Consider the following 13,100-nt stretch of genomic DNA (forward strand, 5'->3'; position numbering starts at 1 on the left):
GTCGTTCCTACCTAGGAGCAGCGCGCACGCGCGCCGTAGACTATGCACATGATTATTGGCGTTCCCACAGAATTGAAGAATAACGAATACCGGGTCGCGCTCACCCCGGCCGGTGCGCGCGAACTGGCCGCGGCCGGGCATACCGTCCTGGTGCAGGCCGGGGCCGGGGCAGCCTCCGGATGCGCCGACGCCGCCTACGCCGCCGCCGGGGCCCGTATCTGCCCGGACGCGGCCGAGGTGTGGGGCGCCGATGCGGTTCTCAAAGTCAAGGAACCCGAAGCGGAAGAATACGGGTATTTGCGCGAGGACCTGGTGCTTTTCACCTATTTGCACCTGGCTTCCCAGCCGAAACTGGCCCGCGCGCTCCTGGATGCCGGCACTACCGCCATCGCCTATGAAACCGTGCGGGAACGGAAAGCGCTGCCGCTGCTCGCGCCCATGAGCCGGGTGGCCGGGAAACTCGCCCCCATCGTGGGCTCGCATTACCTCCTCGACGCGCAGGGCGGGGCCGGGATTCTCGTTGGCGGAGTGGCCGGGACCCGCAAAGGCAAAGTCACCGTGATCGGCGCGGGCATTGCCGGGGAATCCGCCGCGGTGATGGCCGCCGGCATGGGCGCGAACGTGACGATTCTGGATATTAATATTGAGCGGCTCGCCCAGCTGGAAATGCGCCACGCCGGGATGCTCACCACCCTCGCCTCCACCGCGCAGACCATCGAGGAGCAGGTGGCGGATGCCGATTTGGTGATCGGCACGGTGCTGGTGCCGGGTTCGTCCACCCCCAAGCTGGTGACCTCCGCGATGGTGGAGGGTATGCGCCCGGGCAGCGTGCTTGTTGATATTGCTATTGACCAGGGCGGATGCTTCGAGGATTCCCATCCCACCACCCACGATGAGCCCACGTTCACCGTGGACGGCAAGATTTTCTATTGCGTGGCGAATATGCCCGGTGCGGTTCCGCGCACCTCCACGGAAGCTTTGACGACGGCGACACTCCCCTACGTGGTGCGCCTGGCCGCCCAGGGGTGGCGCGCGGCCGCCAGTGCGGATCGGGGTTTCGCTAGCGGCGTGAATATTAGCGGCGGGAAAATTACCCACCGCGGGGTTTTTGATTCGCTGAGCGGGGCGCTGGGGCTGCCCGAATCTGAGTTTGACGATTCCTACGTGTCGAAGGCAATGGCAGACTAGACCCATGAGCGATTTCTCCTCGATCTACAGTCACGGTTACGTGCGCGTGGCCGCCTGCTCCCCGGAAGTGGTGGTGGCCGATCCGCAGCGCAACGCCCAGGCCATTATTGCGGCCGCCCGGGTGGTGAGCGCGCGGGGTGCGGTGCTGGCCGTGTTCCCGGAGCTGAGCCTCACCGGGTATTCCGCGGAGGATCTGTTCCTCCAGGATGCGCTGCTGCGCGCCACCCTGGAAGCCCTGGAAACCGTGCGGGCGGCCAGCGCGGAATTCGACGCGGCCCTCATTGTGGGGGCGCCGCTGCACTGGCGCAACCGCCTCTATAATTGCGCGGTTGTGCTCCACCACGGGAATGTGCTGGGCGTGGTGCCCAAGTCCTATATCCCCAACTACCGGGAGTTTTACGAAAAGCGGCATTTCGCTTCCGGGGCGGGGCTGCGCAATGCGGATATCGAGCTGCCCGGGGTGCGCACGGATGCGCCGTGGAGCACCGGGCTTAGCGAGGAGCAGCGGGCCGAATTCGCCCACACCGAAGAAGCCTGGGCCTATACCCTGGGGCGGGATACCGTTCCCTTCGGGCCGGATCTGATTTTCTCCGCTAGTGATATTCCCGGTTTTGATTTCCACGTGGAGATCTGTGAGGACATGTGGGTTCCTATCCCGCCCTCGGCGCGCGCGGCCCTGGCCGGGGCGCAGGTGCTCGTCAATCTATCCGGTTCCCCGGTTACGGTGGGCCGTGAAGATGACCGCGATCTGCTGATCCGCGGGGCTTCGGCGCGCTGCGCGGCGGCCTATATCTACGCGGCGAATGGCGAATGGGAATCCTCCACGGATCTGGCCTGGGATGGCCAAACCGTCATTTACGAATGCGGGGAGAAAATCGCGGCCGGGCAGCGTTTTTCGGCCGGCCACAGCGCCACCCTGGGTGATATTGACTTGGATCGTATCCGCCAGGAACGCCAGCGCAACGGCTCCTTTAATGACAATGCGCTCACCCAGGGCACCGAGCGCGATGCGTATACCAACCCGGGCACGGATTCTTTCCGCACCATTCATTTCACCGCCGGCATTCCGGATATGAGCGCGCTTGGTACCGCGGAGCAGCGCCTGCACCGCGAAGTGGTGCGATTCCCCTTCATGGGCGGCAGCGAACGCAATCCGGATCGCGATTGCTTCGAAGCTTTCTCCATCCAGGTGTACGCGCTCATTACCCGGCTGCGGGCCACCGGCTCCGCCAAGGTGATTATCGGGGTATCCGGCGGGCTCGATTCCACGCACGCCCTGCTGGTGGCCTGCCGGGCCATGGATCTTCTGGAGCGCCCGCGCACGGATATCCTTGCCTATACTCTGCCCGGTTTCGCCACCTCCCAGCACACCAAGAACAATGCCTATGCGCTATGCGAAGCCCTGGGTGTTCCGCTGGAGGAGATTGATATTCGCCCGGCGGCCCGGCAAATGCTGGCCGATATGGGCCATCCCTTCGCGGCTGGCGAGCCGGTTTATGATCTCACTTTTGAGAATGTGCAGGCCGGGCTGCGCACTGATTACCTGTTCCGGCTGGCCGGTTTCCACGGCGGTATTGTGCTGGGCACCGGGGATCTTTCGGAGCTTGCCCTCGGGTGGTGCACCTTCGGGGTGGGTGACCATATGAGTCACTACAACGTGAATGCCGGGATGCCGAAAACCTTTATGCAGCATGTGCTGCGGTGGATGGCTCGCCAGGACTTCCTAGCCGGCGCGGCGGCGCAATCTCTTATCGATATTCTCCATACGGAGATTTCCCCGGAGCTGGTTCCCGCGGATGCCGGCGGGGCCTTGCAATCCACCCAGGAAAAAATCGGCCCCTACGAACTCCAGGATTTCACCCTGTACTTCGCCTTGCGCTACGGCTTCCTGCCCTCGAAAATTGCTTTCCTGGCCCGGGAAGCCTGGGGGGATGCTTCCCGCGGCTTCTGGCCGGAAGGCATTGAGGGGGATGCCCGCCACGCCTATAGCCTGGCGGAGATCAAGACGTGGATGGAGCTGTTCTACCGCCGGTTCTTCTCCCAGCAATTCAAACGTTCCACTCTCCCCAACGGCCCGAAGATCCTTTCGGGTGGCTCGCTTTCCCCGCGCGGGGATTGGCGTATGCCTTCCGATGCCACCAGCCGGGTGTGGCTGGCCGATCTGGAGAATATCCCCGATATCCCCACGGAGGACGCATGATTTCCCTGCAAGAAAATGTGACCGAGGATTTCCTGGCGGCCTGCCAGCGCCTCATCCCCCAGCTCTCCTCAAGCAGCGCGCCGCTTTCGCGCGGTGCTGCGGAGGAATTGCTCGCCCAGCCCGGGGTGTACCAATTGGTGTACCGGGTGGAGGAAGGTGCCCCGATCCTCGGGATGCTCACCCTCGTCACCTTCCAGATTCCCACCGGCACGCGGGCCTGGATTGAAGACGTAGTGGTCGACGACGCCGCCCGCGGCCACGGCGCCGGCCAGCAACTCGTGGAAGCCGCCCTGGCGCACGCTGCCCAGCTCGGCGTGAAATCGGTGGATTTGACTTCGCGGCCCAGCCGGGAAGCCGCCAACCGGCTCTACCGGCGCTGCGGTTTCGAAGCGCGTGATACCAACGTGTATCGGTATCACGCGCAGTAAAGGCGGAGCACAGGCGCGCGCGGCCGCGTGGTGAGTAGCGCCATTGCTGCGAGAAGCGCGCCTAGCGCCGGGTGACCACCAGCTGGGCGCGCTGGAATTCCTTGCAATCTGAGTAGCCATTAGCGGCCATGGCGTGGCGCAGTGCCCCCATAATATTGGTATGCCCGCGGGCGCTCGAGGTGGGCCCCACCAGGATTTCTTCCAGCGTGCCGGCGGTTCCCACATAGACACGTTCCCCGCGCGGGAGGCGCGGGTGGCGGGCTTCCGGACCCCAGTGCCAGCCGCGCCCGGGTGCTTCGCTGGCCCGCGCCAGGATAGTTCCGAGCATCACGCCGTCCGCCCCGCAGGCCAGGGCTTTAATGAGATCCCCGGAGCTGCCCACCGAGCCGTCCGCGATCACATGGACGTAGCGCCCGCCCGATTCATCGAGGTAGTCCCGGCGGGCGGCCGCGATATCGGCTATCGTCGTCGCCATCGGGGCAGCGATCCCCACGGTACGTAACGTCGCAGAAGCGGCCCCTCCCCCGTAACCGGCCAGCACCCCGGCCGCGCCGGTACGCATGAGGTGCAGCGCGCTCTGGTAGGTGACCGCGCCACCCACCAGCACCGGAATATCAAGATCGTAAATAAGGCCGCGCAGGTTGAGCGGTTCGCGGGTGGTGGACACATGCTCGGCGCTCACCGTGGTGCCGCGGATGACCAGGAGGTCCAGGCCGGCATCGGCGGCAGGCGGCACAATTTCTTTGGCGTGGCCCGGCGAACAGGCCCCGGCTACGGTGATCCCGGCGGCCCGCAGTTGCGCCACCCGGTAGCGCACCAAGCCGGTATCGATGGAGCGCTCGGCGTAGATCTGCTGGAGGCGCGCGGTAGCGGATTCGGGCGGCAGCGCGGCAATTTCTTCGTACAGCGGGGTGGGATCCTCGTAGCGGGTCCACAGGCCCTCAAGGTCCGCCACGCCCAATCCCCCGGCCCGCCCCAGGCGGATCATCATATCCGGGGAAGCCACCGAATCCATGGGGGCGCTGAGCACCGGAATATCGAGGTGGTAGGCGTCCAGCTGCCAGGCAGTGGAGACTTCGCGAACGTCCCGGGTGCGCCGGGTGGGCACGATGGCGACGTCGTCCAGGGTATAGGTCATCCGCGCGCGTTTGCCGCGCCCAATCTCGATTTCGCTCACGCCCTCCACTTTACCGGCAAAGAAAGGCGAGCGGCCGGGCCGCGGTGCACATCCGCGCGGTTAAGACAGCGAAGCGCGGGGCCGCAGCCCCGATTCACCCGGCTCCTGCGTTGCACTCCACCGCATCACGCACTTACCGCGTTACGCCGCTACCGCGTTTCCGCACCCAGCGCGCGGGCGAGGAAACGCGGCGCGAACGTCTTTTCGTAGGTGCCCACAAATTCTTCCACCTGCCCGTTGAGCCAGCGCTTGAAAGCGAGAATATTGGCATCGGCCGCGTCCTCGGAAAAGTCCCCGGAAATCCCGAACGTATTGTAGGTATCCAGGCCCTCATCGCAGGCGTATTTGAACATGGCGCGCTCAACCGGATAATCCCGCGCGTAGGCGGATAGCGTTTTATCCATCCCGCCGAGCAGCAAAATCAGTTCGGAACCGACCCGGAATCCGAGCGCCGCGTTGAAGGGAATCTCCGCGTCGCCGCGCTCGGCCAGAGTTTCGCGTGCCATCTCTTCCTGGCCGTCGAGCACCTCCAGGCGCTGGGCTGCCTGCTCAAGTTCGCGCTCCCGCGCTTTCGTTTCTTTACGCCCGCGTAGTACCTCGATCCGCTCGTGTACTTCCGCGCGTTCGGCCGCGATCTGGTCGAGGTAGCGGCGCGGGGACACATAGGCCACCGCGAGCAGCGCGCGTTCGGGACCCATGTCCGCCATGAGATCGCGGTAGAAACGCACCGCGGAAGCCGAAAGCGCGGGCATGCCGTCGGTGCGATCCCGGGTGCTCGCGTAGAGCTGCACGAATACATCGAAATCTTCGGGCCCGAGGAAACGGGTCTGCACCCCGTAGCGGTTTTCGTTATTGAAACGACGACGCAGCCCCTTGGCAAGAGTTGCTTTGGCTTCTTCGAAGTTCATCCCGGAGATCGTCTTGGTGTAAATCCAACGCAGCTGGATATCGGCGCGCTCCCCGAATTCATAAGGAAGGTGGCGCCAACCATCGCGTTCCAGGGCCTCGGACACCGCGCCGGCCACCGGATTGTCCTTGAGCGGCGTAATATCCGTGTACCAGCGCCGCGCCAGAATCGGGTTAATCCGGGCGGTGAGCAGGCGCGGCTGGGAAGCGAAATGCCGGTTGAGCCCGCTGAAGAAAGCGGAAACAACCTCGCTGCGGCTCCAATCCAGGGTGGGCCCGTAGGCGAGGGAAGCCCGGGCGAAGATCTTCTTCCAGGGCTGGTACATGACGAGGCCGGCCCCGCAAATCGCGCCGGCGGCATCACGCACGCCCACGTATTCCACCCGGTAGCCTTCGGCTGCCCGGACTCGCCCGTAGCTCACCGTTTGGGAAATGAAACACCGTTGCGTGGTCATGTAGTCGTTATAGTCATTCTCGGATAACACCGCGAACTGCATTGTGTTCCTTCCTGCCGGGCAGCTCAGAGCTGATTCGCCACCTGCCTATTAGAGTAACTTAAGCTGAAACAGCCCTGGAAATGCGGGGCGGAAAGCTTCCTCAGTTCGGTGCGAATAATCCGTCTTAGCTAAATGTCACCAATCCGGCTCGGAAGGCCAGGACGATGGCCGCCGAGCGGTCGCGAGCGCCCGTCTTGCGCAGTATTGCGTTGATGTGGCTTTTGAGAGTACCTTCCGAAATACAGAGTTGCCCCCGAATTTCTAGGTTAGTTAAACCGCTACCGATGAGGGTCAAGACTTCTAGTTCCCGTGCGGTCAAATTCTGTAATTCAGGTACCTCACCAGGTGACCGGCCCCTTTCGTGGAGGTAACCCTGTACTACGTGGTCCAGAACCTGGCGGTCGAGCACTCTGTTTCCCACCGATACCTGGCGGATTGTCGAGATAATCGTCTCGGATTCGCTATCTTTGAGAAGGTACCCGTCAGCGCCCAGGCTCAAGGCCTTTCGCAGATACAGGTCATCCTGATACATGGTCAGCATGACAATGCGCCCAGGGAAGCCATTCCGTTTCAGCTCCTTGAGTACGTCCAGTCCGTCCATCAGAGGCATGCGAATATCCAGCAGCAGAACGTCAATATCCGTCTCACGCACCATACGACAGGCTTCCACGCCGTCTCCGGCGCTGCCCACCACGCGAAAGTCCTCCTGCTGCTCGAGGAGAACCGCGAGACTTTCCCGAAGTAGTCCCTGATCATCTGCAATCGCAATCCGAATCATCATGTGCTACCTCCTCATACATACCGGGTATTACCGTTCTCACTCGGGGTACATGCATAGTTTCCACCCGGCGCCCACTGGCCCGGCGCCCACGACATAGCCGCATTCGGCGGCGCGTTGCCGAAGGTGATCCAAGCCAATACCGGAGCCCATGATGGGCTGCCAGTCCGGTGCCGGTCCCTGATCTACTAGTTCGAGGCTCACGCCTGTGCCTTTTTCTTCAATCTGGAAGGTGACGGTGGTGGGTCCGGCATGGCGGGCGGTATTCGCTAGTCCTTCCCTGCAGGTTGCGATGAAGAGCTTGCGCAGTTGCGGATTTAGCCTTTGGATAGTTGCGAGTACTTCGGCAGTGCCCCTGAGTTCCATACCGTGCCGTTGCGCTGCCGCAAAAATTTGTTCTAGATCCGGCATCCCGGGAGGGCTAATATCGCGGCCCTGCAATCGGTCAAGAACAGTACGCATCTGAGCGATAGTTTGTTTATTAGAGTCCCGAATATCGCTCAACGCTGCCAGTGCTACCGGATCAGTCACTTCTTCGAGAGCCCGGGTGAGTCGCAAGTGCTGTAATCCCAAGCCGTCGGAAACTATATCGTGCAGCTCCGCGGCGAGGGCTAAGCGATCTCCCGATAGGATTTTTTCAGTTTCCGCCTGTGCTTGTAACTCACTATTGCGTTTTCTTTGCACAAGCCACTGCCAATACCACCACCCCAGCAGCGCCCCGCAGAGCGCAAATATCGCTAGACGCCACCAGATTTCGTATTTTTCCGGGACTGCCACAAAGACCATAAGTCCCAGAACAAGCAGTGGTAGCACCGCCCTGCCCAGCACTCCCCAGCGGTTTTCCTTCTTCTGCGCCGTGTGACCGGCGGTCACGCGAATGGACGCGGGACGCGATGGAGAGGTGGTAGCGCACATAGCGCATATGCTACCCGTGCAGCGCTCCCATTCCATCGGCCCGCGGGCTGATTTTTCCCTCGGAACCCAGGCTGAGCTAGGGCCGCGAGTATCGAACACGAGGCCGATGTGTTCCGCATGATGAGTCGCCAGCATAGAAGCATGACAACACTTCCCATAGAAACCAAGGATTTATCCAAAATTTATCGTGGTCAAAGTGCGCTCCATAATCTAACGCTGAGTTTCCCTCCCGGCCAGATCGTGGGTTTAGCTGGCCATAACGGTTGCGGAAAATCCACACTCATACGTCTCTTAGTTGGCCTGGAACCACCCACCCATGGACAAGCTCTCATCTTTGGGCATCCCTACCGACGACTGGACTACCCGCTTCGCTACGTGGGAACCCTCCTGGGTGGTTCGGGGGCAACTCGCTCGCGTACTGTGCGCCAGCATCTGGCATGGATCGCAGCGACCCATCACTTCGCGAGCCAGCGCATTGACGAGGTACTGCATACGGTTGGTTTGGATCACGTGGCCACTCGAAAAGCCGGAAAGCTCTCTCTGGGCATGAATCAACGTCTCGGTTTAGCGGCCGCGCTTCTCGGCGACCCTCCTGTGCTGCTACTAGACGAACCTTCCAATGGTCTTGACCCGCAAGGAATCGAGTTACTGGCGCAGCTGATTGTAATGTGGCGGCGTGAGGGAAAAACGGTTGTGCTCTCCAGTCATCTGTTGGATTTCCTTGCCGATACCTGTGATCGTCTGGTGGTCCTGGAACAGGGCAGCGTGGTGTACGACGGCGCAGCCACGTTGGCTCACGGCAACCTGCCATTCGGCCGATGGCCGTCCCACCCGAATACAACCGAAAAAGCTACCGGAGCCGCGAACCACGAAGGAGACACAGATGCTTAGGTCATTTTCGCGGTTAGTGCGCGCACAATGGGTACTCTGGTGGACCTCACGATCTGTCCGAATCGCATTTTTGGCATGTTTCCTGCCTGCAGCATTGTTCTTATTCGTACAGTACAGCGACGGGAAACTCTGGCACGCCGATTATTCTCTATTCTTGCAGGCGCTCCTTATGCTCTCCCTTGCCCCCATTATTTCCGGGGTGGGATCCATCTCCGAAAACTTGGTTCCCCTGGAGCCCCACCACGCTTCCACCCGAACTCTCATCGCGGTAGCGGTGCCACGTCGTTTCGCCTGGGCGGCTGCTCATCTACTGGTAGGTTTCTTCTTTGTCGTCATGTACCTCAGCCTTGCCCTGTTTGTCGGCTTTGGCGTGGGTGCCTTCCAGTGGAGCAGCTTCAATGTACAAGCGTTATGTGGTCTCCTCATCTACTGGAGTGTACTGTGCTGGTTAGCCTCCTTCCTCACCTCGGTATTCCAATCCGGGACGATCCCTCTTCTCTTCCTCCTGCTCAATCAGTCAGTTGTTCCACTGTCGTTCCTTTTATCTCGGGTAACGCCCCTCGCCCGTTGGAGTCCGGACCTGGCCGCTTACGGCCTGATTTTGCAGGGTGATATGCTCACCAATTCGGCTATGTCACCAGAACTTGCTGCGGATGTAGCCGCGCATTGGAGCACAAATATCTTCGTTCTGCTCGCGTGGATGATTGTCATTACACTCGGGTTTTTCTGGTCCGAACGCCGTAAGGCCGCGGCATGATTAGCTCTTTGCGTGCCCGCGATAGGGCGATCTGGCACCTGCGCGGTGCGCTCATTCAGGTGGCTTCGCAGGTACGAATCGGTGTCGTTCTCGGGCTGTGTGTCGTTGCCGGGAACATGATGACCGCCCTGCAACTACTCCCCCGCGCCGGCGAACTTCCCGCTGGTTGTGCAGGTTTATCTACCGCTATCGCGGTCAGCATTGTTTTTGCGCAGCCCATTGCGGCTGTCCTACCGTGCGTGTTGCTAAATTTCGATGATCAACCGCGTTACCGCGATATCACTACCTTGGTTCTCCCCGCCACACCACTGACCCTGCTCGCCCGAGCCATATGCAGTGGCGTGACTGTGTGTTTGTGGGGATTGGGTCAGGCCATTGGCGCCGTGGTGATGTACAGATTTCTGGCACCGCGCGGTATAGATGCCTCAACTCTAAGTGCCGCAGAGTATCGCGAGCTGTTGTTAGCCTCGCTACCTTCGGTAGGTGCGGTACTCGTGTATCTTGCCACCCTGTGCATATTCTGCGTGAGTATCTGCCTTATTTTCCGATCCCGATATTCCAGCGTGGCCGTTCTGCTCACGATTGTGGCGATTATCGCTCCTCTTGTCCAGACCCTCCTTCCCGAGGTAGGAAAGTACCTTCCCGGAATTGCCGGTATCAGTATCCTCAAGGGTGACGATTCCGGGAATATGCTTCCACCCGGAACCGGGCTTCTCGTACTGCTCTTCTCCAGCTTGCTGCTCATCGGTGTCGCCGCGTTGAAACATTGGATACCCTTACGCCGCGGACGTAGCCGCAGATAGAAACAGGTACGTTTTTGTGTCGTAGGGGCGGATTAGACTACGAAGCACCAGCACAGAAGCGCGGCGCGGGCCGCGGAAAGGATGGGAACCGTGTGGACCACGCTGCCGCTTATCGGCTTTGATACAGAAACAACCGGGGTGGATCCCCGGCGTGATCGCCTCGTCACTTGTTCGCTCGTGCGGGTGGATAGTGAGGGAACCTCGCGGCGGTATTGGCTGGCGGATCCCGGGGTGGATATTCCGGAAGCGGCCAGCCAGGTGCATGGCATTACTACGGAGCAGGCCCGCACGGAGGGCCGCCCCATCGCGGAAGTGCTCGGTGAGATCGCGGATATTTTGGGTGCGCAACTCGCGGCGGGCCAGCCGGTGGTGGCTTTTAATGCCTCTTATGATTTCACCCTGCTCGAAAGTGAGCTGGCCCGCCACGGGATGCCCACCCTCAGCCAGCGTTTGGGTGGTGAGATTTTCCCGGTTATTGATCCCTATCTATTGGATCGCGGGGTGGATCGCTACCGGAAGGGGAAGCGGCGCTTGGAAAACCTCGTTATGCACTACGGGGTATTCCAGGATGATTCTTTCCACAATGCGGAAGCCGATGTGGTGGCCACGCTGCGGGTACTCGGGGCCATGTTGGAGAGATTCCCCCAGCTGCGGGAAAAGGAACTGCGGGAAATCGTGGATATTCAGATCGCAGCAGAACGCGAATTCCAAGAGTTTTTGCGCAAAGTAGGCCGCTCGGATGGTCCCAAGGAAGGCTGGCCCGTTCCGCGCGCATAGTGCTCACTGGTCGCGTTGCTGGTCCGGCTGGGCGAACCCAGCCGGAGCCCGCATAGTCCAGCCGCTCATGATCGTGCTACGCGCATCAACTCGGCCACGCGGGAGCCGGGCTGCGGCGTCGTACTTTGCGGTACATACGAAAGGCCGGGAACGCACTCTTACGTTCCCGGCCCTCGCCACCACCCCGGCCCTACCGCTCACGGCAGCGAGCTAAAGGAGGTTATGAATAGGAATATTTAGGACTTGAGCCCGGAGTAATTCGGGGCTTCCACGGTCATTTCCACGTCGTGGGGATGCGATTCCTTGAGGCCGGCGCCGGTCATGCGGACCATGCGGCCCTTTTCCTTGAGCTCGGCGATGGTGGAGGCACCCGAGTAGAACATGGTCTGGCCCAGGCCGCCCACCAGTTCGTAGAGCACGGAGGCCAGCGGGCCGCGGAAGGGAATCTGGCCTTCGATGCCTTCCGGAATGAGCTTGGCATCGGAGGTGACATCGGCCTGGAAGTAGCGGTCCTTGGAGTAGGACTTCTTGCCGCGCGAGCTCATCGCGCCCAGGGAGCCCATTCCGCGGAAGTGCTTGTACTGCTTGCCGTTCACGAAAATGACTTCGCCGGGGGTTTCCACGCAGCCAGCCAGGAGTGAACCGAGCATCACGGTATCGGCACCGGCCACGATGGCCTTGCCGATATCACCGGACCAGTGCAGGCCGCCGTCCGCGATCAGCGGGATACCGGCCGGCTTGCAGGCGCGCGCCGCATCCACGATAGCGGTTACCTGCGGTACGCCAACGCCGGCCACCACGCGGGTGGTGCAGATGGACCCGGGGCCCACCCCGACCTTGACCGCGTCCACCCCGGCATCGATGAGTGCCTGGGCGCCGGAGCGGGTGGCGATATTGCCGCCAATGATTTCCACGCCGTCAAAACCGGAATCGGCACGCAGGCGGCGAATCATATCGAGGGCGAGCTTCGCTTCCCCGTTCGCGGAGTCAATCACGAGCACGTCCACACCGGCATCAGCAAGCATCCCGGCCCGCTCCCAGGAGTCGGTCAAGTACCCAACGCCCGCACCCACGAGGAGGCGGCCCTGGGAATCCTTGGAAGCATTGGGGTACTGCTGGGTTTTGACGAAATCCTTGACAGTGATAAGGCCGGTGAGGCGCCCATCTTCATCAATAAGGGGCAGTTTTTCGATTCGGTGGCTCTTGAGGAGTGCCCGGGCATCCGCGCGGGACACGCCCGTGGGCGCGGTCACCAGCGGCATGCGGGTCATAACATCCTCAACCCGGGTGGTGGCGTACTCATCTTCCGGAACGAAACGCAAATCACGGTTGGTAATAATGCCGAGCAGGTGCTTCTGCTCATCCACAACGGGAAGGCCAGAGACCCGATACTGCCCGCACAGGGCATCGAGCTGGGCGATCGTGGCATTCGGGGCGACGGTCACCGGGTCGGTGATCATACCGGATTCGGAACGTTTGACCTCGCGAACCTGCTGGGCCTGATCTTCCGGGGAGAGATTGCGGTGAATAATCCCAATACCGCCCTGGCGTGCCATCGCAACAGCCATATCGCGCTCCGTGACCGTATCCATGGCCGCGGAAGCCATGGGGGTTTTCAGCACAATATTGCGGGTCAGGTGGGAAGAGGTATCGACTTCGGAAGGAATAACATCAGTTGGTTGCGGAACAAGCAACACATCGTCATAGGTTAGAGCAAGAGGAGCAAAATCGTTCACGAAATCCATTTTCCCATGTTATCGCGCCAAGCTGATAACTCCAATGT

Annotated in this window: 12 protein-coding genes; 6 read left to right on the forward strand and 6 right to left on the reverse strand. The window is 61.2% G+C overall.

Annotated elements, in window-relative coordinates:
* Positions 1-48: 48 nt before the first annotated feature.
* The 3 genes from ald to ACRQEC_RS04295 are packed head-to-tail and all read left to right on the forward strand — an operon-like array spanning position 49 to position 3,816.
* Complete coding sequence (gene ald / locus ACRQEC_RS04285; RefSeq protein WP_435729928.1) at positions 49-1,188, forward strand: alanine dehydrogenase; 1,140 nt, start codon at positions 49-51, stop codon at positions 1,186-1,188.
* Positions 1,189-1,192: 4 nt separating this feature from the next.
* A complete protein-coding gene (locus tag ACRQEC_RS04290; protein ID WP_284889206.1) occupies positions 1,193-3,388 on the forward strand; it encodes an NAD(+) synthase in 2,196 nt (731 codons plus the stop codon).
* On the forward strand, positions 3,385-3,816 hold the full coding sequence (locus ACRQEC_RS04295; RefSeq protein WP_284889209.1) for a GNAT family N-acetyltransferase: 432 nt from the start codon (positions 3,385-3,387) through the stop codon (positions 3,814-3,816). Before ACRQEC_RS04290 ends, ACRQEC_RS04295 begins: the two co-directional genes overlap by 4 nt.
* 61 nt (positions 3,817-3,877) lie before the next feature.
* Here the strand turns inward: ACRQEC_RS04295 and ACRQEC_RS04300 are convergent, their stop codons facing one another.
* The 4 genes from ACRQEC_RS04300 to ACRQEC_RS04315 all read right to left on the reverse strand — a co-directional run bounded on the left by ACRQEC_RS04300 (position 3,878) and on the right by ACRQEC_RS04315 (position 8,047).
* Positions 3,878-4,993 (reverse strand): GuaB3 family IMP dehydrogenase-related protein, encoded by a 1,116-nt coding sequence (locus ACRQEC_RS04300; RefSeq protein ID WP_284889211.1) that lies wholly within the window; start codon positions 4,991-4,993, stop codon positions 3,878-3,880.
* A 149-nt stretch (positions 4,994-5,142) separates the two neighbouring features.
* The gene (locus tag ACRQEC_RS04305) at positions 5,143-6,396 is read right to left on the reverse strand and encodes a lipid II:glycine glycyltransferase FemX (RefSeq protein WP_284889213.1); all 1,254 of its coding nucleotides are present in this window, start codon (positions 6,394-6,396) and stop codon (positions 5,143-5,145) included.
* A 124-nt stretch (positions 6,397-6,520) separates the two neighbouring features.
* Positions 6,521-7,177 carry a response regulator gene (locus ACRQEC_RS04310; RefSeq protein WP_284889215.1) on the reverse strand — a complete coding sequence of 219 codons (657 nt, stop codon included), beginning with the start codon at positions 7,175-7,177 and terminating at the stop codon, positions 6,521-6,523.
* Positions 7,178-7,213: 36 nt separating this feature from the next.
* Complete coding sequence (locus ACRQEC_RS04315; RefSeq protein ID WP_284889216.1) at positions 7,214-8,047, reverse strand: sensor histidine kinase; 834 nt, start codon at positions 8,045-8,047, stop codon at positions 7,214-7,216.
* Positions 8,048-8,230: 183 nt separating this feature from the next.
* Between ACRQEC_RS04315 and ACRQEC_RS04320 the strand changes: the two genes are divergently transcribed.
* The gene (locus tag ACRQEC_RS04320; protein WP_284889218.1) at positions 8,231-8,980 is read left to right on the forward strand and encodes an ABC transporter ATP-binding protein; all 750 of its coding nucleotides are present in this window, start codon (positions 8,231-8,233) and stop codon (positions 8,978-8,980) included.
* Positions 8,981-9,074: 94 nt separating this feature from the next.
* Positions 9,075-9,737, forward strand: a complete 663-nt coding sequence (locus tag ACRQEC_RS04325; protein WP_284889219.1) for a hypothetical protein — start codon at positions 9,075-9,077, stop codon at positions 9,735-9,737.
* Between the two features lie 470 nt (positions 9,738-10,207).
* Here ACRQEC_RS04325 and ACRQEC_RS04330 read toward each other — a convergent pair whose 3' ends face one another.
* Complete coding sequence (locus ACRQEC_RS04330) at positions 10,208-10,504, reverse strand: hypothetical protein (RefSeq protein ID WP_284889220.1); 297 nt, start codon at positions 10,502-10,504, stop codon at positions 10,208-10,210.
* Between the two features lie 126 nt (positions 10,505-10,630).
* On the opposite strand from ACRQEC_RS04330, the gene ACRQEC_RS04335 reads away from it, so the two are divergent.
* On the forward strand, positions 10,631-11,317 hold the full coding sequence (locus ACRQEC_RS04335) for an exonuclease domain-containing protein (RefSeq protein WP_284889221.1): 687 nt from the start codon (positions 10,631-10,633) through the stop codon (positions 11,315-11,317).
* A gap of 236 nt (positions 11,318-11,553) precedes the next feature.
* Here the strand turns inward: ACRQEC_RS04335 and guaB are convergent, their stop codons facing one another.
* Complete coding sequence (gene guaB, locus ACRQEC_RS04340) at positions 11,554-13,062, reverse strand: IMP dehydrogenase (protein WP_026428247.1); 1,509 nt, start codon at positions 13,060-13,062, stop codon at positions 11,554-11,556.
* Positions 13,063-13,100: the final 38 nt, after the last annotated feature.

It is taken from the genome of Actinotignum saccati (genome assembly GCF_051265055.1).
In the GTDB taxonomy this organism is placed as follows: Bacteria; Actinomycetota; Actinomycetes; order Actinomycetales; family Actinomycetaceae; genus Actinotignum.

Bases quoted from the DNA above. Each gene is read 5' to 3' on its own strand.
- ACRQEC_RS04295 (WP_284889209.1), top strand. From the start codon at position 3,385: ATGATTTCCCTGCAAGAAAATGTGACCGAGGATTTCCTGGCGGCCTGC.
- ald (WP_435729928.1), top strand. From the start codon at position 49: ATGATTATTGGCGTTCCCACAGAATTGAAGAATAACGAATACCGGGTC.
- ACRQEC_RS04290 (WP_284889206.1), top strand. From the start codon at position 1,193: ATGAGCGATTTCTCCTCGATCTACAGTCACGGTTACGTGCGCGTGGCC.
- ACRQEC_RS04305 (WP_284889213.1), bottom strand. From the start codon at position 6,396: ATGCAGTTCGCGGTGTTATCCGAGAATGACTATAACGACTACATGACC.
- ACRQEC_RS04310 (WP_284889215.1), bottom strand. From the start codon at position 7,177: ATGATGATTCGGATTGCGATTGCAGATGATCAGGGACTACTTCGGGAA.
- ACRQEC_RS04320 (WP_284889218.1), top strand. From the start codon at position 8,231: ATGACAACACTTCCCATAGAAACCAAGGATTTATCCAAAATTTATCGT.
- guaB (WP_026428247.1), bottom strand. From the start codon at position 13,062: ATGGATTTCGTGAACGATTTTGCTCCTCTTGCTCTAACCTATGACGAT.
- ACRQEC_RS04330 (WP_284889220.1), bottom strand. From the start codon at position 10,504: ATGTTTCAACGCGGCGACACCGATGAGCAGCAAGCTGGAGAAGAGCAG.